Here is a 21,469-nt window from a genome sequence, read left to right as displayed (position 1 = left end):
CGCGCCGCCGCCAGCTGCCCCGATCGAGCGACGGTCCTGCCCGGGCGGAAGGGTGGGCGGGCACGGCTCGATCGCCGCCTGCTGACCTCACTCCTCGTGATCGCCCGCGCCGGTCAGTGGCCTTCATCGGACGGCCGGTCCTGTCCTTGAACGTGTCCGGCCAAGTCTTGATGGTCCGCGCGCCACTCAGCGCGGTGCGTCGAGCACGTTGCGGATGCGGGTGGCGACGTGCAGGTTCAGGCGGGTCCCGACGTCGCTGAGGTCGTGCCCGGTGATCTCGCGGATGCGCTGGAGGCGGTAGCGGACGGTGCTGCGGTGGATGAGAAGCGTCTCCGAGGTCGCGTCGTAGCTGCCGCCGCTCTCCAGGTAGCGCGAGAGCGTCGTCACCAGCTCGGTGTGGTGGCGGGCGTCGTAGTCCAGCAGCCGGCCCAGCCACTCGCGGACGAAGCGGTCGGCTTCCCGTTCGCCGTCGCCGGTGCCCATCATGCGGCACAGGCCCAGTTCGTCGAAGATGGTGCTGCCGTACGGATCCTGGGATCGGCGGCGGACGGTGAGCGCGCGGACCGCCTCGTCGTAGGAGTGGGGCAGATCGGTGAGGACGTCACAGTGGTCGCCGACCCCGATCGTGCCGGCCCCGGTGCCGAGTTCGTCCGACAGGGCCCGGTGCAGCTCGCCTCCCGGATCACGCCGCTTCTCATCGGCCACGAGGACGACTGTGGTCTCGCCACGAGATCCGACGAGCACGTCCAGGCGCAGCCGCCCGGCCGCCCGCACCACCGCGTCCCCGAGCGCGGCCGTCTCGGCCAGACCTGGCCATTCCACTACGGCGACCTTGTGCGCCCGGTGGAGGTCGTGGCCCAGGGCTGCCGCCAGGGTGAAGACGTCGTCGGTCGCCTCACCTGAGATCAGCCGGTCGACCAGGTCGCGTCTCAGCCGGGGTTCCAGCTCGGCCAGCCTGCATTCGTGCGCGAGCTGGGGAGCCAGCACCAGCGCCGCCTGCTCGAGCGCCGAGGTGTCCGTTTCCGTCGCTCGCCGGTCCGGGTCGGCCAGCGCGACCACGCCGAGCAGATCGCCGGCCATCTCGATGGGGACGATCAGCCGCTCCCGGTCCCGCACGATGCCGGGCCGGCGTCGCGCACCGCTCATCAGGGCGTCCCGGCGCCGGGTGTTCGACTGCGGCCGCCGCCCACTGCCGTCCCCCGTCTCGGGTCGGCCCCGGCGGGGACCGGCCCAGGCCCGCGTGTTGCCGAAGCGGTCCTCGGTGAGGGCCGCGAATCCCGTGTGGTCGTAGAGGGCCTGCAGGATTCCCTGCTCGCCTCTGCCGGAGACGGCGGCTCGGGAGAGCGCGTCACGGATGGCGAGCCTCGACGCCAGGGCGGAGACGGTCGCGCCGACTCCTGGGGGAGGCGGGCCGCCCTCGGTCCCCGGTACGTTCCCGGTCGCCGGCGGGTCCCCGGTCCCCGGCGCGCTCTCCGACCCGGCGCGGTCCGGATCCATCCCGTGCCCGGTGAGGCGCGCGAGGGCGTTTCCGGTCTGCTGTGCCAGCAGGTCCGTCAGGGCGGTCTCCTCCGCCGAGGGCGTGGTCAGGGACCGGACGACGAGGTAACCCAGGCAGTGATCCCGGTACCGCAGAGCGATAGCTCGTGCCCACGGCATACCCGGCTCGTGCAGGTGCCGGCTGCTGCCGTCCAGAGCGTCGATCCGCCGGTCGAGCCGGTCGGCGGCCACCACGTCGGCGGCGGCTGCTTCAGCGGGGACGTCGCGGGTGGGGTGCACCGCCTCTTCCCGCGCCGCGGTATTCGGTGGCTGGGCGACGGCGCGGGCGGCGACCTGGTGCGGTGGGCAGCGACGCGCCAGACCGTCGTGCACGGTATAGGCCGCTTCTGCGGTGAAGGGGCCGGTGGCGGCGATCGCAGCCATGCCGTTCCACAGCACCTCGCGCTCGTCCTCGCCGTCGAGCATGACCGTCGCCAGCCGCAGCAGTGCGTGTCGCGCGGCCCCCGGCTGCGGGATGGGGTGGAGGGGCCCGGCGGTCGGAGTGGGAACAGCGTCCATCGCAGGTCCATTCGCGGCTCGACAGCGGCTTCCCTCCTTCCACGTTACGCCGCTCGGCAGGCACTCTCACCTGCGAACCGTGTCGCGTCCCCGTCCTCGCGGGCCGGAACGCCGGCGCGGATTGGTCCTGGCAGGGCGAGGAAGTACGCCACGTGCCGCGCTACACCCGAAGACGGGGTGTCATCGCCGGGTTCCGTACGCCTGGCGAGCCGCCCGACCGGTCGCGACGGAGGAGATTCTTATGGCGAAGGCAGTGGGCATCGATCTCGGCACCACGAACTCGGTGATCGCGGTCTGGGAGGGCGGTGAGCCCTCTGTCGTCCCGAATGCCGAGGGGGCCAGGACGACCCCGTCGGTGGTCGCCTTCTCCGACGACGGCCAGCGGCTGGTCGGACAGCTCGCGCGAAGGCAGTCGATCCTCAACCCCAAAGGCACCATCACCTCCGCGAAGCGGTTCATCGGACGCCGCTACGACGAGATCTCCGACGAGGCCAAGGCGGTCTCCTTCGACGTGGTCGAGGGACCCGGCGGGGTGGCCCGCTTCGAGGTCGGCGCAAAGCAGTACGCGCCGGAGGAGATCAGCGCGCAGGTGCTGCGCAAGCTGGCCGACGACGCCGGCAAGTCGCTCGGCGAGAAGGTGACCGAGGCGGTCATCACCGTGCCGGCGTACTTCAACGACGCTCAGCGCCAGGCCACCAAGGACGCCGGGAAGATCGCCGGCCTCGACGTCCTGCGGATCATCAACGAGCCGACTGCCGCGGCGCTGGCCTACGGGCTGGACAAGAAGGGCCACGAGACGGTCATGGTCTTCGACCTCGGCGGCGGCACGTTCGACGTCAGCCTGCTGGACGTCGGCGACGGCGTGGTCGAGGTCCGCGCCACCGCGGGCGACTCCCATCTGGGCGGCGACGACTTCGACCGCCGGCTGGTGGACCACCTGGCCGACGGCTTCCAGCAGGCCGAGGGCATCGACCTGCGGAAGGACCCGCAGGCTCTGCAGCGGCTGTTCGAAGCGGCTGAGAAGGCGAAGACCGAGCTGAGTTCGGTCAGCCAGACCCAGGTGAGCCTGCCGTTCATCACGGCGGACGCCGCAGGGCCGAAGCACCTCACCGAGACGGTCCGCCGCTCCACCTTCGAGCAGATCACCTCGGACCTGGTCGAGCGGTGCCTCGAACCGGTCAGGACGGCGATGAGTGACGCCAAGGTCAGCGACAACGACATCGACGAGGTCATCCTCGTCGGCGGCTCGACCCGTATCCCGGCCGTGCAGAACCTGGTCCGCCGGATGACCGGAGGCAAGGACCCGAACATGACCGTCAACCCGGACGAGGTGGTCGCGCTGGGCGCCGCCATCCAGGCCGGGGTGCTCAAGGGCGAGGTCAAGGACGTCCTGCTGCTGGACGTCACCCCGCTGTCGCTGGGCGTCGAGACGGCCGGCGGCGTGATGACCAAGATCATCGAGCGGAACACCACGATCCCCGCCCGCCGGTCGGAGACCTTCTCCACGGCTGAGGACAACCAGCCCGCCGTGGACATCGTCGTGCTACAGGGCGAACGTGAACTGGCCGCCGATAACCGGGTGCTCGGCCGCTTCCGGCTGGAGAACCTGCGGCCGGCCCGGCGCGGGGAGACCCAGATCGAGGTCACCTTCGACATCGACGCCAACGGCATCCTCAAGGTCAGCGCCAAGGACCGGGACACCGGCGCCGAGCAGTCGATCACCATCAGCGAGGGCTCCAACCTCGACCCGTCCGAGGTCGAACGGATGATCAACGAGGCCGAGAGCAACCGCACCAGCGACCTGGCCCTGCGCGGGGCCATCGACGCCCGCAACGAACTCGACGCCGCCGCGTACCAGGTGGAGCGACGCCTGGACGACCTCGGCGACGCCGCACCGGAGCACGAGCGCGCCCGCGCCCAACTGCTCATCGACGAGGCGCGTACCGCCGTCAAGGACGAGGCGCCGGCGGAGCGGGCCCAGAACCTGACCTCCGAGCTCCAGCAGATCCACGCGGCGCTGGCCGCCCACGCCGCTGGACCGGGCGGGGCCGGAGGCGAGGCCCAGCCCGGCGCAGAGCCTGGCCCAGGTCCCGAGGGCGGCTCCCCGAGCGGTGACGACGACGTCATCGACGCCGACTTCGACAAGAGCTGAGGCGGGGAGATGTCGGATCAGGAACAGACGCGTCCCGCCGAGGACCGCTCCCCGCCCGAGTCCGAGCAGCCGCCGCCTGAGCGGACACCCGCACCGCAGACCGCCCCGGGGGCCCCCGAAGCCGCGGAGCACCAGGCGGCACCGGCACCCCGCAGCCCCGAGGTGGAAGAGCTGGAGGACCGGTGGCGGCGAGCCCTCGCCGACCTGGACAACCTCCGCAAGCGCTACGCCCGCGAGCTTCCCCGGGAACGGGAGGCCGAGCGGGCCAAGGTGGCCGCGGCGTTCCTCCCGGTCGTCGACAACCTCGACCTGGCCCTCGCCCACGCCGGCCCCGACGACCCCGGCGCGATCGTCAGCGGGGTCAGGGCGGTACGCGACCAGGCCGTCGAGGTGCTGCGAAACCTCGGCTACCCCCGCTACGAGGAGACCGGCGTCCCCTTCCACCCCGAGCAGCACGAGGTGGTGTCCGTGGTGGATGAAGCCGACGCACCTGCGGGCACGGTCGTCCAGGTGCTGCGGCCCGGTTACGGCGAACCCGGTCACCAGCTGCGACCGGCCGCGGTGGCGGTCAGCCGCAAGCAGGAGTGAGGCCGCCATGGCAGAGGACTACTACGAGGTGCTGGGCGTTCCCCGCACCGCCGACGCCGCCGAGATCCAGCAGGCGTTCCGTACCCTGGCCCGCCGCTACCACCCGGACGTCAACCGCGATCCGGCGGCGGAAGAGCGCTTCAAGCAGATCAACGAGGCGTACAGCGTGCTCTCCGACCCCGACACCCGGTCCCGCTACGACCGCTTCGGCCCCGATTTCCGGCAGGTTCCGGCGGACTACGACGAGCGTGTCGCGGCCGGCCAGGGCTTCGGCGGCGGAGCCGGCGCGTACCGCGGCAGTCCCTTCGGCGGCACCCGGGGCGCCGACCGGGCGGGCTCCCGGACCTGGACGGAGACCGGCTTCGACGGCTCCGGCGTGGACTTCGAGGACCTCTTCGGCGGCATGTTCGGCGGCCGGGCCGGCGGCGCCGGGCGGGGCGGCCCGATCCCCGGCGCGGACCAGGAGGCCGAACTCACCCTCAGCGTGGAGGAGGCGTACCGCGGCGGCCGGCGGAAGATCACCCTCGGCGGACCCGGCGGGGAGCGCAGCTACGACGTCACCATCCCGGCCGGCGTCGTCGACGGGCAGCGCATCCGGCTCGCGGGGGAGGGCGGCCGGGGCCGGGGCCCGGGTGCCGCCGGGGATCTCTATCTCGTGGTCCGCATCGCCCCCCACCCCCGCTACCGGCTCGTCGGGCGCGACATCCACGTCGACCTGCCGGTCACCGCCTGGGAGGCCGCGCTGGGGGCGACGGTGCCGGCCTCCGGGCCGGGCGGGACGGTCAAGGTGCATGTGCCGCCCGGCACCTCCACCGGCCGCCGGCTGCGGCTGCGCGGCGAGGGGATGCCGCACCCGAAGGGTTCACCCGGTCACCTCTACGCCGAGATCAAGGTGATGGTGCCGCCCTCGCCCAGCCCGCGCGAGCGTGAGCTGTTCGAGGAACTGGCCGCTGTCTCCTCCTTCGACCCGAGGAAGCAGACATGAGAGCCGAACACCGATCTCCCGCCCACGGCGCAGGACGGCCCGGCACCAAGGCTGCATATCCCTTGGTGCGGGCCTACCGCAGCAGCCACAGCGCCTATCAGCTCCCCATGGCCGCAGTGGCCGGCCGGAGCGGACTGCCGCCCGAACTCGTCCGGCGTTTCGTCGCCCTCGGGCTGGTGGACGCCGAGCGCGACACCGGGGGCCGGCTGTGGTTCAGGGCCGGCGCGCCGTCGGCCATCGCCCGGGTGCAGCGGCTGCGGACCGGGCTGTGCCTCAACTACGCGGCCATCGGCGTCGTCCTGGACCTGCTCGACCGTATCGAACGCCTGGAAACCGCACTGCGGCGCAGCGAACGAGCCGCCAAGGAGCCGACGACATGGACATGAACCGCCTCACCCAGAAGTCCCAGGAAGCACTGCAGGAAGCGCAGAGCGTCGCGGTACGGATGGGCCAGACCGAGGTCGACGGGGAGCACCTGCTGCTGGCCCTGCTCGACCAGCAGGACGGCCTGACCACCCGTCTCCTAGCGGACGCCGGCGCCGACCCGCCCGCCCTGCGGGCAGCCGTCGAGGCCGATCTCGCCAAGCGCCCCCGCACGACCGGCCCGGGTGCCGCTCCCGGCCAGGTGATGGTGACCCAGCGGTTGGCCAGGCTGCTCGACACCGCCGAACAGGAGGCCAAGCGGCTCAAGGACGAGTACGTCTCCACCGAGCACCTGGTGCTGGCCCTGGTGGACGAGGGCTCGGCCACCGCGGCCGGCCGGCGGCTCGGCGAACAGGGCCTCACCAAGGACTCCTTCCTCGCCGCCCTCACCACGGTGCGCGGCAACCAGCGGGTCACCTCCGCCAACCCCGAGGAAGCGTACGAGGCCCTGGAGAAGTACGGGCGTGACCTCGTCGTCGAGGCCCGCACCGGCCGCCTCGACCCGGTGATCGGCCGGGACGCCGAAATCCGCCGGGTGATCCAGATCCTCAGCCGCAAGAGCAAGAACAACCCGGTCCTGATCGGCGAACCCGGCGTCGGCAAGACCGCCATCGTCGAGGGCCTGGCCCAGCGGATCGTGCGCGGCGACGTGCCGGAAGGGCTGCGGGACAAGACGGTGTTCTCGCTCGACATGGGCTCGCTGGTGGCCGGAGCCAAATACCGCGGCGAGTTCGAGGAGCGCCTCAAGGCCGTTCTGTCGGAGGTCAAGGGCGCCGAGGGCCGGATCCTGCTGTTCGTGGACGAGCTGCACACCGTCGTCGGGGCCGGCGCAGCCGAGGGTGCGATGGACGCGGGCAACATGCTCAAGCCGATGCTGGCCCGCGGCGAACTGCACATGATCGGCGCCACCACGCTGGACGAGTACCGCAAGCACATCGAGTCCGACGCCGCCCTGGAGCGCCGTTTCCAGACCGTCCTGGTGGACGAGCCGACCGTCGAGGACGCCATCTCCATCCTGCGCGGCATCCGCGAGCGACTGGAGATCTTCCACGGCGTCAAGATCCAGGACAACGCCCTGGTCGCCGCCGCCACCCTCAGCTACCGCTACATCAGCGACCGCTTCCTCCCCGACAAGGCCATCGACCTGGTCGACGAGGCCTGCGCGCGGCTGCGGACCGAGATCGACTCCATGCCCGCCGAACTCGACGAACTCACCCGCCGGGCGACCCGCCTGGAGATCGAGGAGGCCGCGCTGGACCAGGAGACCGACCCGGCCAGCCGCGCCCGCCTTGAGGACCTGCGCCGTGAACTGGCCGACCTGCGGGGCGAGGCGGACGCCAAGCACGCCCAGTGGGAGGCCGAGCGCCAGGCCATCCGCAAGGTGCAGGAACTGCGCCAGGACCTGGAACGCGCACGGCAGGAGGCCGAGGAGGCCGAACGCGCGTACGACCTCAACCGGGCCGCCCAGCTGCGCTACGGGACCGTCAGCGAGCTGGAGCGCCGGCTGGCCGCCGAGGAGGAGCAGCTCGCCGGCAAGCAGGGCGAGAGCCGGCTGCTGCGCGAGGTGGTGACCGCCGAGGAGATCGCCGAGATCGTCTCCGCGTGGACCGGCATCCCCGTCACCCGCCTCCAGGAGGGCGAGCGGCAGAAGCTGCTCAAGCTGGACGAGATCCTCCGCGAGCGGGTCGTGGGCCAGGACGAGGCCGTGCAGCTGGTCGCCGACGCGGTGATACGGGCCCGCTCCGGGGTACGCGACCCGCGCCGGCCGATCGGCTCGTTCATCTTCCTCGGCCCCACCGGCGTCGGGAAGACCGAGCTGGCCAAGACGTTGGCCGCCGCGCTGTTCGACAGCGAGACCAACATGATCCGCCTCGACATGAGCGAGTACCAGGAACGCCACACCGTCAGCCGCCTGGTCGGCGCGCCCCCCGGATACGTCGGTTACGAGGAAGGCGGCCAGCTCACCGAGGCGGTACGCCGCAAGCCGTACTCGGTCGTCCTGTTCGACGAGATCGAGAAGGCGCACGCCGACGTCTTCAACACGCTGCTGCAGGTGCTGGACGACGGCAGGATCACCGACGCGCAGGGACGTACCGTCGACTTCCGCAACACCGTGATCATCATGACCTCCAACCTCGGGTCGCAGTACCTGCTCCAGGACGCCACCCAGGCCGGCGAGATCAAGCCCGAGGCGCGGGCGATGGTGATGAACGAACTCAACGGCCATTTCCGCCCCGAGTTCCTCAACCGCGTGGACGACATCATCCTCTTCCATCCGCTCGGCATCGCGCAGATCGAGCGCATCGTCGATCTGCTCCTCGACGAGCTGCGCGACCGCCTCGCCGAGCAGCGCATCACGCTCGTCCTCACCGAGCCGGCCCGCCACCTGATCGCTGCTGAGGGCTACGACCCGGTCTACGGAGCCAGGCCGCTGCGTCGCTTCATCTCGCACGAGGTCGAGACCAGGATCGGCCGCGCGCTGCTCAGCGGCGAGGCGCGCGAGGGCGTGACCATCCTGGTCGACGCCGTGGACGGCGAACTGACCGTCACTCTCCAGGACCAGCCGGAGGAGCCGTGATGAATGCGTCCCCACAAGGCCGTGCCGACCGCGGCAGCGGTACCGGCGCCGAGACCTCGGTGCGGACGGTCGCGTGCGCCAACTGCGGCCGGACCAACCGCGTACCCGCCGCGGCGGAGGGCAGCCCACGCTGCGGAAACTGTGGGGCCCCTCTGCCGTGGATCGCCGAAGCGGGCGACGCCGACTTCGGGGAGGTCGCCGACCAGGCGAGCCTGCCCGTGCTGGTCGATCTCTGGGCCACCTGGTGCGGCCCCTGCCGCATGGTGAGCCCGGCCCTCGAACAGGTCGCCAAGGACCTGGCCGGCCGGATCAAGCTCGTGAAGGTCGACATCGACAGGTCCCCGGCTCTGGCGCGCCGCTTCGAAGTCCAAGCCGTACCCACCCTGCTGATTCTCGACCACGGCAGGCAGGTCGCCCGCCAGACCGGCGCCGCGCCGGCGAACGCGCTGCGCCAGTGGGTGGACGAGTCGCTGTCGGCGGCCCATGGATCAGCCGATCCCGCCTCCAGGAGGCCATGATGACCACTCTTCCCGACCCGCACCTGTCCATGGTCCGGCCCGTTGTGCCCAGCACGCCGCAGGGTTGTGAGGACTGCCTGCGCATGGGGACCCAGTGGGTGCACCTGCGCCTGTGCCTGACCTGCGGCCACGTCGGATGCTGCGACTCCTCGCCGATGCGGCACGCCCGCGCTCACGCGGCGACCGACGGACACCCGATCGTCAGGTCGTTCGAACCCGGCGAGGACTGGCGGTGGTGCTTCGTGCACGAGGCGATGGTCTGAGCCAGGAGAGCTCGCCCCGCCTCCGCCTCCGTCTCCACCGAAGGGAGCGAATCGTGCCGATGCGCACGCCGACAGCCGACGTCTACGGCGCCTATCCGCCGTTGACGGACGACCAGATCGCGGTCCTGAGATCCTGCGGGCAGGTCCAGCCGGTCTGCGAGGGCGAACAGCTCTTCCGGGCGGGTGAACCCAGCGAGGAGTTCTTCGTCGTCCTCAGCGGCACGGTGGCCGTGGTCGAGGGCCACGGCGACCAGGAACAGGTCGTGCAGTTGCACGGTCCGCGGAGCTTCCTCGGCGAGCTCGGTCTGCTGGAGGGCCAGACCGCCTTCCTCAGCGCGGTGGTGAGAACATCGGGCGAGGTGCTGGCGGTGGGTTCCGCGGCCCTGCGCGACCTGCTCAGCCGCGAACCCGCACTCGGCGACGTGATCCTGCGGGCCTACCTGCTGCGCCGCACGATGCTGGCCGGCGCGGGCACCGGCTTCCGCATCATCGGCTCCGCCTTCTCCCCCGACACCCGGCGGCTGCTGGAGTTCGCCGCCCGCAACCGCCTCCCGCACCGCTGGGCCGATCTGGAGAAGGACACCGAGGCCGAGGAGCTGCTGATGCGGCTCGGGATCGCTCCGGAGGAGACCCCGATCGTCGTCTGGAACGACTACCGGGTGCTGCGCGATCCCTCGAACGCCGAACTCGCCCGCGTCATCGGGCTGCGCGCCGAGACCGCCGAGCAGGCCGTCTGCGACCTGGTGGTCGTCGGCGCGGGGCCCGGGGGCCTGGCCGCCGCGGTGTACGGCGCCACCGAGGGACTCTCCACCGTCGTCCTGGACGCCGTGGCGACCGGCGGCCAGGCCGGCACCTCCTCCCGGATCGAGAACTACCTCGGTTTCCCCGCCGGGATCTCCGGCATGGAGCTCGCCGAACGCGCCGTCGTCCAGGCGAACCGGTTCGGCGCCCGGATCGACGTCCCCGCCGAGGCCGCCGGCCTCGAACGGCGGGACGGGAACAGCGTGGTGCGGCTCGCCGACGGCGGCACGATCACCGCCGCCAACGTCGTGGTGGCCACCGGCGCCCGCTACCGGCGGCTGACCGCCCCCGGCGTCGAACGGCTCGAAGGTCTCGGGGTCCACTACGCCGCCACCGTCTGGGAGGCGCGGACCTGCCGCCTCGACCCGGTGGCGGTCGTCGGCGGCGGCAACTCCGCCGGCCAGGCGGCCCTGTTCCTGGCGCGCGAGTCGCCGGCCGTCCATCTTCTGGTCCGTGGCGGAGACCTGGAACACAGCATGTCCCGCTACCTGATCGACCGGATCGAACGGCACCCGCGGATCCATGTCCGGCTGCACACCGAGGTCCGGGAGGTGACCGGCGAGGACCGGGTCGAATCCCTCGTGGTCGAGAACAACCGCACCCGCGAGCAGCAGGAGCTGGCAGCCCGCGCTCTGTTCGTCTTCATCGGCGCGCGTCCCGCCACCTCCTGGCTCGCCGACGCCCTCACCCTCGACCGGCGCGGCTTCATTCCGACCGGGCAGGACGTGGCCCAGGTGGCAGCGGACATCTGGGACCCCCTGGCCCGCGCCCCGCTCGCGCTGGAGGCCGGTCTGCCGGGGGTCTTCGCCGTCGGCGACGTCCGCAGCGGCTCGGTCAAGCGGGTGGCCTCCGCGGTCGGTGAGGGCGCGATGGCCGTCCGTCTGGCGCACGAGCACCTCGGGGAGGTGGGACCACCCGACATCAGATGACCTCAGCTCATCCACACATCGAGAAGGTGACATGGCATGCCCGTCATGGGAGTTCCCAAGTTCGAGCGTTTCTTCCGCGCGGCCGCCGGCCTCGACGTCAGCAAGAACGACCTCAAGCGTTACAACGACTTCGTGGACGCCAAGCTCTACGACCTCTTCCTCAGCGGCACGGCCGACGCGAAGGCCAACAACCGGGACATCATCGAGCCGCAGGACCTGCCGGTCACCAAGGGCCTGCAGGAGAGCATCCACGCTTTCCGGAAGTTGGAGGAGGGCATCGAGCTGCGTCCCCTGCTCGACCAGCTCGCCGCCCGCCCCGCCCTCGGCATGGACGCCGCCGAGGAGACCGAGCAGCGGCTGCCCGACCTGGCCGGCGGCCTCAGCGTGGCGCTCGCCCGTGCACTCAAGACCATCGCCCGCGACACCCGCCGGCCGTCCACGGACCAGTGGGACGAAGCCTTCGAATTGTTCGACCTGCTGATCTGATGGTGAGGCCGTGCGGCCTGCGCACGCGGCGGGGCCGCTCGGGCCCCCTCACGCCGGCGTGGTCCGGGCGGCGTCGGGGATCTCCGACACATGGGCGCTGACGATCCGCCAGCCGGCGGGGAAGCGGGCCCAGGCCTGGGTCTGGCGGCCGGTGGCCGCGGCGCCCGGGTAGGCGAACAACGTGGTGACGAGGGCGAATTCGGTGCCGAACGTGCTGATGAGGGTCTCGAAGAGCTTGCGGCCTGCGGGGAGCGGGGGCTGCTGCCACCGCCAGTCGCGGATCTCCGCCGCCCCGGTCTGATGGTCGGCGATCCCGAAGCGGACCGTGCCGGGGGAGTCCCAGAAGTACCCCGCGATGGCGGCACGGTCGTCCGCGACGAGGGCTTCCTCGTAGCCCGCGAAGGCCGCCGTCACCTCGGCGACCGTCTGCGGCAGGTCCACATCCATCCGCTCTCTTCCGTTCGTCGTGGCGGGACAGGGTCAGTCGGTCGGTGCCGGGGCGACCGGGCGATGGGCCGGTTCGCCGGGACCGGCGGGTTCGTCCGTCCCGGTGGCGACACCCGCCAGGGCGGGTTCCGGCCGCGGTTCCGGGGCCGGGGCGGCGCGGTCACCGCCGTGCAGCCGGTCGAGTTCGAGCTCGTCCGCGTCCGGGACGCGGGCCGCCGGGTGCGTCAGCGCGAGGGCGCCGCACAGCACGGCGGCGAAGAGGTAGCCGACGGACACACCGCCGTTCTCGTCCCAGCCGACCTTCGGGGCGTGGATCAGCCCCACGAAGGAGAGCGCCGAGCCGAACAGGGCCACGACGGCGGCAGGCACGAACCGTTTGTCGATGACGAAGGCGACGAGCGCGCCCAGGATCAGGCCGGCCAGGATCGCGCCCTCACCGAGCACCATCAGGCCGTGGTAGACGACGCCCGACGATTCGAGGTTGGCCTCGCCGACCTTCGCGGCGGTGGTCCCGGCCGCCGCGAGTGCGTCGTCCATCTGGCCCACGGCCCAGGAGGCGATGTTCGGCACCAGCGCGGCCACGACGGCGGCGGCGTGCGCCCTGGGGGAGAACTGGAAGGCCTGGGCGCCGATGAGCAGGCCGATGTAGAGCAGGATGGGCACGATCGCGGCCACCGGGAGGATCGCGCCCAGCAGGCTGAACATACCGAGGAAGCACATCAGGGCGATGACCGCGCCGGTGGCCAGCGAGTAACCGGTACGTCCGCCGGCCTTCTTCCACCCCGGGTGTCCGACGTACACCGCGGGCGGGAAGGGGGAGCCGAGCGCGGAGCCGATGACGGCGCCGGCGCCGTCGGCCAGCAGCACCGAGCGCAGGTTGTAGGAGTCACCGGCGGCGGCGGCGCTCTCGACGTTGGTCATGCCCTCGGTGAAGTTGTAGACGCCCAGCGGTATGGCGGTGGCGAGCAGGGGTGAGACGCCGGACAGACCGGAGAACAGGGTGCCGAGATGCAGGCTCGGCAGGGCGAGAGTGATGTCGCCCGCCGCCGAGGAGACCGCCGATCCGGACATCGCCCCGCCGGCCCAGCCGATCGCGGTGCCCACCAGCAGGGCGGCGAGCCCGATCGGGATGTTCCCCGGCAGCCTGATGTCGGTCATCAGGCCGATGAGCAGGAGCAGGAAGACCGGCAGCGCGATCCACAGCTTGTCCCACATCTGGCCGGCCGGCCGCATGGAGATGAAGGAGATGGAGATACCCGCGAGGGTGCCGAGCAGCGCGGCGCGGGGCGCGTAGCGGCGGATGTAGGGGCCGACGAAGGCGCCGATGAGCACGATGACGCCGATGATGAAGGCCCACGCGACGCCGGCCTTCCACGCCAGCAGGGGATCCTTGGACTTCAGGTAGACCGGCAGCATGATGACGAAGACGACGATGAACATGTGCGGCACGCTGGGTCCGTACGGCATCGCGGTGACGTCCGGCCGCCCCTCCCGCATGGCGAGTCTGCGGCCGAGGTAGGCGTAGTAGAGGTTGCCCACGATCAGGGCGATGCCGAGGGCCGGCAGGATCGTGTGGAAGACGTCGTGGCCCGGGATCTTGACGACTCCCAGGCACAGCCCGGTCAGGGTCAGCACATTGACAAGGACGTTGACGCCGAGTCCGAAGAAGGCGTTGGTGTCACCCCTTACCCACAGCGGGAGGGGCATGGGTCTGTTCTCGACTGCGGTGGCGCGGCGGAAGGCGGGCATGGCGGGACGACCCTTCGTCAGGCGGCCCGGTGGGCGGCGGGTGGCGGGTAGCAGGTGGGGCGGGGGCGCGGGCGGGCCGAGGCCGAGCCGTTACGAGGCCGGCCGGGCGGCGGTTTCCGCGGAATCGGGGGAGACGGTCGCGGCGGTGGCCAACGCACGCAGGAACGCGGCCGATTCGGCCGTCCAGCCGAAGATGCCGCCCTGCGCGCTGATCATCTCCAGTCCGGCCCGCTGGAACTCGGGGAAGTACGAGCCGACGCAGTCCGACAGCACCAGGCACTCGTAGCCGCGGTCGTTGGCCTCGCGGACCGTGGTGTGCACGCACACCTCGGTGGTGACACCGGTGACCACCAGACGGCGAATGCCGCGGGCCGCCAGCAGATCACCGAGACCGGTTGCGTAGAAGGCGCCCTTGCCGGGCTTGTCGATCACCGTCTCGCCCGCTGCCGGGTAGAGTTCCTCGATGATGTCGTGGCCCTCCTCGCCGCGAACCAGTATCCGGCCCTTCGGGCCCGGGTCACCGATCCTGAGGCTGGGGCTGCCCCGCAGCAGCTTGCTCGGCGGGCAGTCGGACAGATCCGGCAGGTGCCCCTCGCGGGTGTGCACGACCGTCATGCCGGCGGCGCGGCAGGCGTCGAGTACGGCTCGCAACGGGGCGATGGTGCGGCGCAGTTCGTCCACGTCGTTGCCCAGGCTGGCGCCGAACCCGCCGGGTTCAAGGAAGTCCCGCTGCATGTCGATGAGGACCAGGGCGGTGGTGGCGAGGTCGAAGGAGAAGGGGTACGGGGCGGCGTAGGCTACGAGCGGGTGGGGGACTCCCATGTGCGGTTCCTGCCTTCGTCCAGCGGGTCATGGCGTGACGCCGGCGGTCCGGGCGGGACCGGACGCGTGCACGGAGGTGACTACGGAAGTGCCGCGGCCGTGGCGGCGATCACGTCGTCCGAGGTCGACACGCAGCCGAAGACGCCGCCCTGCATGGTGACCATGTGGAGTGCGGCTTCATGGTTCGACGGGTCCGTCGCCCCGGTGCAGTCGGAGAGGATCAGGCACTCGTAGCCGCGGTCGTTGGCCTCCCGCATGGTGGTGTGGACGCATACGTCGGTGGTGATGCCGGTGAGGATCAGATGGGTGATGCCCCGGGTACGGAGCACGAGGTCGAGATTGGTGGCGTAGAACGCCCCCTTGCCGGGCTTGTCCACCACCACCTCACCGGCCAGCGGGGCGACTTCGGGGACGATCTCCCAGCCGGGCTCGCCCCGGACCAGGATCCGGCCGCACGGACCGTCCCCGCCGATCTCCGCCCCGATCCGGGCCGATCGCCAGCGCTTGTTGGCCGGCAGGTCCGACAGGTCCGCGGTGTGGCCCTCACGGGTGTGGACCACGAGCATGCCGACCGAGCGGGCGTGCGCGAGCAGTTTCTGCGTCGCGGGCAGCCCGGCGCGGGTCAGCGAGATGTCGTAACCCATGGAGTCCACATATCCGCCGGGGCCGCAGAAGTCCGTCTGCCAGTCGATACAGAGCAGGGCGACGCGGGTGGCAGGCACGGACACGTCGTAGGGCCACGCGTAGGGCTCCGCGGTGACCGGACCGACGAGAACCGCCGGGGCCTGCTGCATCTCGGGCACGCTGCCGTCCATTGACCCCCCAGGATGGTGAAGCGGGGTTGCGCGAAGGTGCTGCACGTACGCTGGGCCATTTCGGTATTGCCCATTATGGGAGACCAGGTTTCGGCCGAACGGTCGCCGCGTTACGCGGACATGAAGCGGCCGGCGGCTTTCCGCGACCGGGCCGGCTACCGGCGTGCGATGTCATGCCCCGGGGCGCCGGAGGTCAGGCGGTGGACGGCTCGGGTGCGCGGGTGGCTGCGGTGAGCCGTCCGGTGCGGGCGCGTGCGGCATTGGCCCGCGCCGGTCGCCGCCCGCAAGGAAACGCCCTCCGGCGCGGCGCGCCACACCCCCATGCGGCGCCCCGGCCGTGATCCTCGAAGGAACTGTCGGCCGGCGCGTTCGGATCACCTGCCCCCCTCGGGGCACGCGGCCGGCTCGAACGGCACAGGGAAAGGAGCACGGATGGCCGCCGAGGCCGCCACACCCCACGACGTGCCCCTCGCCGGCCTTCCGGCCCGACCCGCCCGGGTTCGCGTGCCGGACACCCGTCGGGGTGGTGGAGCGCGATGAGCGCCATGCACGCGGTTCTGTCACTGCTGGGCGTCGCCGTGCTGGCTGTCGGCGGCCTGTACGGGGCGGCCGCTTGCGTGCGCTTGTCCTCGGACGCGGTCGCGGCCGCGCCGTTCGGGTCCGGACTGGAGCCGGCAGAGCACGCGGTGAGCCGGTTCCACGTGCGCTGGTACACCGTGGCGATGCTCTTCCTGGCCTTCGACATGGAGATGGTGTTCATGTACCCATGGACGCGGGTGATCTCCGCCATGGGGCCCAGCGCGGTGATCGAGATGTTCGTCTTCCTGGGGGTCCTGCTGGCCGGTGTCGTCCATGCCTGGCGGGAGGGCGCGCTGCGATGGACGTGACCGGCCTGGCCCTGCGCGCTGCCGCCGCGCGGCCCCGTGTGCTGCTGGCCGCCCTGCCGGGCGGGACGGCGGCCCGGCTGGAAGCCGGGCGCCTGCTGCGGCTCCGGGACTGGCCTTCGGCGGCCACCCCGGCCCAGGCGGATCTCCTCCTGGTCGTGGGGCCCGACTGCCCGCGGCTGCATGGGGCGTTGGACCGGCTCTGGCGGGACCTGCCCGCGCCTCGTGCCCGGGTCCACGCGGCCGATGCCGGAGCCGTAGGTGCCCGCCTCGACGAGGGCCGGGCCCTTCTTCGTTCGTCGGCCGGTCAACGCGAGCAGGCCGGAACCGCCGCCGCAGCGGCCCGGGACGCCGACCGGAAACAGCCGGAGACCTCGGCGGGCGCTGACGGGAGCGGAGACGAAGAGGACCCCGGTTCTCGCCACCCGCACGGAGGCGGGCACCACGGGGGCCACAGCGGCGGGGGCATGGACATGGACATGGGCATGGAGATGCCGGGCGGGCTGCCGATGGCCGAGCAGGGCGAGGACCGTGACGGGCTGACGCTGGATCGCCTGCACGTGCCGCTGGGCCCGTTCCTCGCCGACTGGCCGGCCGGCCTGACCATCCGGGTCACCCTGCAGGGGGATGTCGTGCAGGAAGCCGAGCTCCGGGAAGCTGCGCCGCCCGGCCATGCGGGCGGAGCGTTCTGGGTGCAGCCGTGGCTGCGTGCCGCGGCGGGCGAGCCGGTGACGGCGGGGGAGGCGGCCAGGCGTCGGGCGGCTGCCCATCTGGACAGCCTGGCCCGACTGCTGGCGGTGGCCGGTTGGCCCGCCGAGGCGGTCGCGGCCCGCCGGCTGCGCGACGACCTTCTCGACGGTGCTCCCGGCACCGCGGTCGCGCTCCGGCTGGACCGCTTCGCCCGCCGGGTCGGACGGTCACGGGCGCTGGCCTGGCTGACCCGCGGCATCGGCCGGCTGAGCACCGCGCAGGCGCGTCAGGCCGGGGTGAGCGGACCGGCGGCGCGGGCCGGCGGGGACGTGGCCGACCGCTACCGGCAGTGGCTTGCCGACATCCGCCGCGACCTGGGCCGGCTGGCCGAGGGCTCTCCGCTGGCCCCGGCGGCCGACGAAGGCCCCCGCGGCTACTGGAGGGACGACCGTCCGCCGTCGGCCGCGCTGATGAAGGTGCTGCCGGAGCTGCTGACCGGTGCGGAGCTGGCCGCGGCGCGCCTCATCGTGGCCAGCCTCGACCCCGACCTGGACGAACTCGCGGCCGCACGGCGGGAAGCCGGGGCCCATGGGTGAGCCGGGGGCGTGGTGGACGCTGCTGGCGGCACCCGCGATGCTGCTGGCGCTGGCGGTGCTCGCGGTGGCCTTCACCGCGGTCCTCGACGCCAGGGACGCGGGGCGGCCGGTGACCGTGGCGGTCGCGGTGCGGCCGTTCACCGGTGTGCCGCGGGCCGTGCTGGCGCAGCCACGTCGCCTGCCCGGTGCGGATGTGTTGCTGTGGCGGGCCGGTGCGGTCCTGGTGCCGGTGGCCGCGGTGCTGTCCACCCTGGTGATCCCGTTCGGTGACACGGTGCTGGCCGACCTGTCGGTCGGGGTGGTCTGGTTCAACGCCATGGAGGTGCTGACCTGGGCCGGGCTGTGGCTGGCCGGGTGGGGGCCCGACGCGGCCTTCTCCCTCGTCGGCGGCTACCGCTTCCTGGCCCAGGGCCTGGCGTACGAGTTGCCGCTGATGTTCGCGCTGATCTCGACGGCCACCGGGGCGCAGTCCCTGCGGGTGACCGACATCGCCGCCGCGCAGCACGGCCTGTGGTACGCGGTGTGGATGCCGGTGGCCTTCGTCGTCTACCTGGCCGGGGTGCTCGCCTTCAGCTTCACGGGCCCGTTCGGCTATCCCGCCGGCCGGGACCTCGCCGGCGGCGTGCTGGGCGAGATCGGCGGGGTGGACCGGCTGCTGCTGCAGGCCGGGCGGTGGCTGTGGCTGGCCGCGGGCGCGGCGATGGCGGCGCCGCTGTTCCTGGGCGGCGGCGCCGGCCCCGTACTGCCGGACTGGGCGTGGTCGCTGGTCAAGACGTTGCTGGTGCTGGCCGTGCTGGTGCTGGCCGCACGCCGGCTGCCGATGATCCGCGCGGACCGCTATGTGGAGCTGGCCTGGGTGGTGCTCATCCCGCTGACGATCGTGCAGGTGCTGGTCCCGGCCCTGGTGAACCTGAACCGATGACGAGCGAAGGGACCACCTCTTGAGTACGACCGACCTGGTCCTGCTGGGCGTGCTGGGCGTGCTTGCCCCGGCCTGCGGCGTGCTGGTGTTCACCCTCGACTCGATGGCCCGTGTCACCTTCGCGCTGCTGGCGTCCCTGTGCTGCGTCGGGGGCGTGGTGACCGTGCTCGGGCTGCCCTATCTGGGGGTGGTGATCGTGCTGATGATGGTCATGGAGATGCTGATCATGGCCGTGTTCATGATCGCCTACATGATGAACCCGGCCGGTCTGATGCCGATGTCGATGCTGCACAACAAGGGCGGCTCCCTGGTCGTCAGCGCCGTGGTTTTCGCCGCCCTGGTCGCCGGGATCTTCGCGGTGCCGTGGCCCGGGCGCACGGGGGTCCGGCCGAAGGACACCACCTTCCAGGCCGGTACGGCGCTGATGGGCGATCAGATGCTGACCATGGTGACGCTGGGCTTCGTGCTGCTGGCCACCATGGTCGGCGCCACCGTGCTGGCCACCCACCGGGGCCGCTACGACCGGTTCGGCGACGATCTCGACCAGCGGCCCGCGAAGGACCCGGCCGGCGCAGGGGTGGGCCGATGACCTTCCACCTGCTGCTGGTGGTGGCCGCTGGCCTGTTCTGCGTCGGTCTGTTCGGGGCGCTGTCCCAGCAGTCCATCGTCATGATCATGATGGGGATCGAGCTGATGATCGGCGGGACCATCGTCGCCGCCGCCGACTTCTGGCACTTCCTGGCCCCGGCCGCGCCGAGCGGCCAGGTGGTCGTCATCGCGGCGGTCGTGGCGATGGCGGCGGAGATGGCCATGGGCTTCGCCGTCACCACGGCGATCTATCGGGCCCGGCAGGTCGACATGACCGACATGGCCGCGGAGCTCAAGGGGTGAGCGCGCTGCTCTGGCTGCTGATCGCCGTCCCCCTGGGGGCCGGGGCCGCCCTCGCCCTGGCGGGGCGGGGCGTCAACCGCCCGGCCCCGGCCCTCGGTGTGGTGGCGGCGCTGGCGACGCTGGGTCTGGCCGTGGCCGCGGCGCTGGTACGGCCGGAGGCGAGTGCGCCGCTGTTCCGCGGGATGCAGGCCGGGCTGGCGGTGGACGGCCTGTCCGCGGTCATGGTGGTCACCGTCGCCGCGGTCACCGAGGGGGTGCTGCTCTTCTCGGCGGCGGATTCCAGCCGGGACGAGAACCGCGGCCGGTTCTTCGGACTGATGCTGCTGTTCGCCGGAGCGATGCTGGTCACCGTCACGGCGACGACCCTGCCGCTGCTGCTGATGGCCTGGGAGGTCATGGGCGCCACCAGCTGGGCGCTGATCGGCTACCGGTGGCAGGAGCAGGGGCGGGTACGCGCGGCCGGCGTCTCCTTCCTCACCACACGCACCGCCGACCTCGGCCTGTATCTCGCGGCCGGGGCCGCGCTGGCCGGCGGCGTCGGCTCCCTGCGCCTGGACGCGCTGCCCCGGGCGGCCTCGCCGTGGCTGGAGGTGGTCACCGCCGGAGTGGTGGCCGCGGCCCTGGGCAAGTCCGCCCAGCTGCCGTTCTCCTTCTGGCTGTCCAAGGCCATGCAGGGCCCCAGCCCGGTCTCGGCCCTGCTGCACTCGGCGACCATGGTCGCCGCCGGCGCCTACCTGCTGCTGCGGCTGCACCCGCTGCTGGCCGCCACCGCGTGGGCCGGGCCGCTGGTGGCCTGGACCGGAGCGGTAACCGCCCTGGCCCTGGGCATCGTGGCCGCCGTACAGCGCGACCTGAAGCAACTGCTCGCCGCCTCCACCGCCGCGCAGATCGGCTACATGGTCCTTGCCGCAGGCAGCGGCGCCCTGGCGGGCGGCGTCACCCAGCTGGTCGCGCACGCCGCGACCAAGTCGGCGCTGTTCCTGGGCGCCGGAGCGTGGCTGACCGCCCTCGGTACCAAGGAGTTGTCCGCCCTGCGCGGCGCCGTCGGACACCCCCGCACGCTCGGCGCAGCCTTTGCCCTCGGCACCCTGACACTCGCGGGGCTGCCCCCGCTGTCGCTGTGGGCGGCCAAGGACGAAGTCCTGGCCGCCGCCCGCGCCGAGAACGCCGGCCTGTACGTCGTCGGGCTCGCCGGCGCCGCCGTCGCGGCCGTCTACAGCGTCAAGGCCCTCTGGTATGTCACCCGCCCCCTGCCTGAGAACGCGGAGGCCGGCTACGACACCGAACAGCACGGCACCCGCAGCGTCCCGCGCGCAGTTCCCCTGCCGGTGTGGGCGCTGACCGGGGCCGCCGCGGTCCTGGGCGTGCTGGCCCTGCCCGCTCCCGCCTCATGGCTCAGGCGGCTGGTCGGTACCCCCGCCGAACCGGCGCCCGCGGCCTGGGAGTTGGCCCTGTCCGCCGGCCTTGCACTCGCCGCCGCAGGAACGGCCTGGTGGTGGTCCGGCCGCCCGGCACCGGGCCCCCCTACCGCCGCGGTGCGGTGGGCACAGCAGTGGCTGCTTCTGGAACGGGCTGCCGAAATCGGCGTGGTGCGCCCGGTGTTCGCCGTCGCACGGGCGCTGGCCGCCTTCGACGACCGGGCCGTCGACGCCGCCGTGCGGCAGACGGCCCGCGGCACCCTGGCGCTGGCCCGGGTCGCCCGCCGCGTGGACGAAAGCGGCATCGACGCCGCCGTCCACGCGATCGCCGCCGGAGCGCGGCACCTGGGCCGGTGGGCGCGCCGCCCGCAGACCGGGCTGCTGCACCAGTACTACGCCCAGGCCGCCATCGGCCTGGCGGTGCTGACCCTGATCGTGCTGTTGGTGAGGTAATCCC

The 21,469-nt window shown here is 72.4% G+C and carries 20 protein-coding genes; 15 read left to right on the top strand and 5 right to left on the bottom strand.

The window, feature by feature from the left end; all coding sequences use genetic code 11:
- Positions 1-186: 186 nt before the first annotated feature.
- Positions 187-2,055 carry a PucR family transcriptional regulator gene (locus OG702_RS05065; RefSeq protein ID WP_327287671.1) on the bottom strand — a complete coding sequence of 623 codons (1,869 nt, stop codon included), beginning with the start codon at positions 2,053-2,055 and terminating at the stop codon, positions 187-189.
- Between the two features lie 241 nt (positions 2,056-2,296).
- Here OG702_RS05065 and dnaK point away from each other — a divergent pair, with 241 nt between their 5' ends.
- Genes dnaK through OG702_RS05020 form a run of 9 tightly spaced genes read left to right on the top strand, consistent with a single transcriptional unit; the run spans position 2,297 to position 11,778 of the window.
- A complete protein-coding gene (gene dnaK, locus OG702_RS05060; protein WP_327287670.1) occupies positions 2,297-4,207 on the top strand; it encodes a molecular chaperone DnaK in 1,911 nt (636 codons plus the stop codon).
- Positions 4,208-4,216: 9 nt separating this feature from the next.
- The gene (locus OG702_RS05055) at positions 4,217-4,795 is read left to right on the top strand and encodes a nucleotide exchange factor GrpE (RefSeq protein WP_327287669.1); all 579 of its coding nucleotides are present in this window, start codon (positions 4,217-4,219) and stop codon (positions 4,793-4,795) included.
- A 7-nt stretch (positions 4,796-4,802) separates the two neighbouring features.
- The gene (locus tag OG702_RS05050) at positions 4,803-5,780 is read left to right on the top strand and encodes a J domain-containing protein (protein ID WP_327287668.1); all 978 of its coding nucleotides are present in this window, start codon (positions 4,803-4,805) and stop codon (positions 5,778-5,780) included.
- Positions 5,777-6,166 carry a chaperone modulator CbpM gene (locus tag OG702_RS05045; RefSeq protein WP_442814304.1) on the top strand — a complete coding sequence of 130 codons (390 nt, stop codon included), beginning with the start codon at positions 5,777-5,779 and terminating at the stop codon, positions 6,164-6,166. The genes OG702_RS05050 and OG702_RS05045 overlap by 4 nt, the downstream gene beginning before the upstream one ends.
- Positions 6,157-8,781 carry an ATP-dependent chaperone ClpB gene (gene clpB, locus OG702_RS05040; protein WP_327287667.1) on the top strand — a complete coding sequence of 875 codons (2,625 nt, stop codon included), beginning with the start codon at positions 6,157-6,159 and terminating at the stop codon, positions 8,779-8,781. Before OG702_RS05045 ends, clpB begins: the two co-directional genes overlap by 10 nt.
- Positions 8,781-9,299, top strand: a complete 519-nt coding sequence (gene trxA, locus OG702_RS05035) for a thioredoxin (RefSeq protein ID WP_327287666.1) — start codon at positions 8,781-8,783, stop codon at positions 9,297-9,299. Before clpB ends, trxA begins: the two co-directional genes overlap by 1 nt.
- Entirely contained in the window at positions 9,299-9,562 is a 264-nt protein-coding gene (locus OG702_RS05030) for a UBP-type zinc finger domain-containing protein (RefSeq protein WP_327293092.1), read from the top strand. The genes trxA and OG702_RS05030 overlap by 1 nt, the downstream gene beginning before the upstream one ends.
- Positions 9,563-9,621: 59 nt before the next feature.
- On the top strand, positions 9,622-11,292 hold the full coding sequence (locus OG702_RS05025) for an FAD-dependent oxidoreductase (RefSeq protein WP_327293091.1): 1,671 nt from the start codon (positions 9,622-9,624) through the stop codon (positions 11,290-11,292).
- 36 nt (positions 11,293-11,328) lie between these two features.
- Positions 11,329-11,778, top strand: a complete 450-nt coding sequence (locus OG702_RS05020; RefSeq protein WP_327287665.1) for a DUF1931 family protein — start codon at positions 11,329-11,331, stop codon at positions 11,776-11,778.
- A gap of 48 nt (positions 11,779-11,826) precedes the next feature.
- Here OG702_RS05020 and OG702_RS05015 read toward each other — a convergent pair whose 3' ends face one another.
- The 4 genes from OG702_RS05015 to biuH all read right to left on the bottom strand — a co-directional run bounded on the left by OG702_RS05015 (position 11,827) and on the right by biuH (position 15,590).
- Positions 11,827-12,225: an AtzH-like domain-containing protein gene (locus tag OG702_RS05015; RefSeq protein ID WP_327287664.1), complete on the bottom strand. Its 399-nt coding sequence runs from the start codon at positions 12,223-12,225 to the stop codon at positions 11,827-11,829.
- A gap of 33 nt (positions 12,226-12,258) precedes the next feature.
- Positions 12,259-13,932: a regulator gene (locus OG702_RS05010; RefSeq protein ID WP_327287663.1), complete on the bottom strand. Its 1,674-nt coding sequence runs from the start codon at positions 13,930-13,932 to the stop codon at positions 12,259-12,261.
- A gap of 132 nt (positions 13,933-14,064) precedes the next feature.
- On the bottom strand, positions 14,065-14,796 hold the full coding sequence (locus OG702_RS05005; protein WP_327287662.1) for a cysteine hydrolase family protein: 732 nt from the start codon (positions 14,794-14,796) through the stop codon (positions 14,065-14,067).
- An 80-nt stretch (positions 14,797-14,876) separates the two neighbouring features.
- Complete coding sequence (biuH, locus tag OG702_RS05000; RefSeq protein ID WP_327293090.1) at positions 14,877-15,590, bottom strand: biuret amidohydrolase; 714 nt, start codon at positions 15,588-15,590, stop codon at positions 14,877-14,879.
- A 557-nt stretch (positions 15,591-16,147) separates the two neighbouring features.
- On the opposite strand from biuH, the gene OG702_RS04995 reads away from it, so the two are divergent.
- The 6 genes from OG702_RS04995 to OG702_RS04970 are packed head-to-tail and all read left to right on the top strand — an operon-like array spanning position 16,148 to position 21,465.
- Positions 16,148-16,498: an NADH-quinone oxidoreductase subunit A gene (locus tag OG702_RS04995; RefSeq protein ID WP_327287661.1), complete on the top strand. Its 351-nt coding sequence runs from the start codon at positions 16,148-16,150 to the stop codon at positions 16,496-16,498.
- Positions 16,489-17,781: a hypothetical protein gene (locus OG702_RS04990; protein WP_327287660.1), complete on the top strand. Its 1,293-nt coding sequence runs from the start codon at positions 16,489-16,491 to the stop codon at positions 17,779-17,781. The genes OG702_RS04995 and OG702_RS04990 overlap by 10 nt, the downstream gene beginning before the upstream one ends.
- Positions 17,774-18,703, top strand: a complete 930-nt coding sequence (locus OG702_RS04985) for an NADH-quinone oxidoreductase subunit H (RefSeq protein ID WP_327287659.1) — start codon at positions 17,774-17,776, stop codon at positions 18,701-18,703. Before OG702_RS04990 ends, OG702_RS04985 begins: the two co-directional genes overlap by 8 nt.
- 19 nt (positions 18,704-18,722) lie before the next feature.
- Positions 18,723-19,292 carry an NADH-quinone oxidoreductase subunit J gene (locus OG702_RS04980; RefSeq protein WP_327287658.1) on the top strand — a complete coding sequence of 190 codons (570 nt, stop codon included), beginning with the start codon at positions 18,723-18,725 and terminating at the stop codon, positions 19,290-19,292.
- Positions 19,289-19,594: an NADH-quinone oxidoreductase subunit NuoK gene (locus OG702_RS04975; RefSeq protein ID WP_327287657.1), complete on the top strand. Its 306-nt coding sequence runs from the start codon at positions 19,289-19,291 to the stop codon at positions 19,592-19,594. The genes OG702_RS04980 and OG702_RS04975 overlap by 4 nt, the downstream gene beginning before the upstream one ends.
- Complete coding sequence (locus OG702_RS04970; RefSeq protein WP_327287656.1) at positions 19,591-21,465, top strand: proton-conducting transporter transmembrane domain-containing protein; 1,875 nt, start codon at positions 19,591-19,593, stop codon at positions 21,463-21,465. Before OG702_RS04975 ends, OG702_RS04970 begins: the two co-directional genes overlap by 4 nt.
- Positions 21,466-21,469 lie beyond the last annotated feature (4 nt).

It is taken from the genome of Streptomyces sp. NBC_01198, assembly GCF_036010485.1.
Classification (GTDB): domain Bacteria; phylum Actinomycetota; class Actinomycetes; order Streptomycetales; family Streptomycetaceae; genus Actinacidiphila.
Note: the sequence above shows the minus strand (reverse complement) of the source record. Positions and strands in the feature narration are given on the sequence as shown.

Coding starts and splice junctions, on each gene's coding strand:
- OG702_RS05065 (WP_327287671.1), bottom strand. CDS start 2,055: ATGGACGCTGTTCCCACTCCGACCGCCGGGCCCCTCCACCCCATCCCG.
- dnaK (WP_327287670.1), top strand. CDS start 2,297: ATGGCGAAGGCAGTGGGCATCGATCTCGGCACCACGAACTCGGTGATC.
- OG702_RS05055 (WP_327287669.1), top strand. CDS start 4,217: ATGTCGGATCAGGAACAGACGCGTCCCGCCGAGGACCGCTCCCCGCCC.
- OG702_RS05050 (WP_327287668.1), top strand. CDS start 4,803: ATGGCAGAGGACTACTACGAGGTGCTGGGCGTTCCCCGCACCGCCGAC.
- OG702_RS05045 (WP_442814304.1), top strand. CDS start 5,777: ATGAGAGCCGAACACCGATCTCCCGCCCACGGCGCAGGACGGCCCGGC.
- clpB (WP_327287667.1), top strand. CDS start 6,157: ATGGACATGAACCGCCTCACCCAGAAGTCCCAGGAAGCACTGCAGGAA.
- trxA (WP_327287666.1), top strand. CDS start 8,781: ATGAATGCGTCCCCACAAGGCCGTGCCGACCGCGGCAGCGGTACCGGC.
- OG702_RS05030 (WP_327293092.1), top strand. CDS start 9,299: ATGACCACTCTTCCCGACCCGCACCTGTCCATGGTCCGGCCCGTTGTG.
- OG702_RS05025 (WP_327293091.1), top strand. CDS start 9,622: ATGCGCACGCCGACAGCCGACGTCTACGGCGCCTATCCGCCGTTGACG.
- OG702_RS05020 (WP_327287665.1), top strand. CDS start 11,329: ATGCCCGTCATGGGAGTTCCCAAGTTCGAGCGTTTCTTCCGCGCGGCC.
- OG702_RS05015 (WP_327287664.1), bottom strand. CDS start 12,225: ATGGATGTGGACCTGCCGCAGACGGTCGCCGAGGTGACGGCGGCCTTC.
- OG702_RS05010 (WP_327287663.1), bottom strand. CDS start 13,932: ATGCCCCTCCCGCTGTGGGTAAGGGGTGACACCAACGCCTTCTTCGGA.
- OG702_RS05005 (WP_327287662.1), bottom strand. CDS start 14,796: ATGGGAGTCCCCCACCCGCTCGTAGCCTACGCCGCCCCGTACCCCTTC.
- biuH (WP_327293090.1), bottom strand. CDS start 15,590: ATGCAGCAGGCCCCGGCGGTTCTCGTCGGTCCGGTCACCGCGGAGCCC.
- OG702_RS04995 (WP_327287661.1), top strand. CDS start 16,148: ATGAGCGCCATGCACGCGGTTCTGTCACTGCTGGGCGTCGCCGTGCTG.
- OG702_RS04990 (WP_327287660.1), top strand. CDS start 16,489: ATGGACGTGACCGGCCTGGCCCTGCGCGCTGCCGCCGCGCGGCCCCGT.
- OG702_RS04985 (WP_327287659.1), top strand. CDS start 17,774: ATGGGTGAGCCGGGGGCGTGGTGGACGCTGCTGGCGGCACCCGCGATG.
- OG702_RS04975 (WP_327287657.1), top strand. CDS start 19,289: ATGACCTTCCACCTGCTGCTGGTGGTGGCCGCTGGCCTGTTCTGCGTC.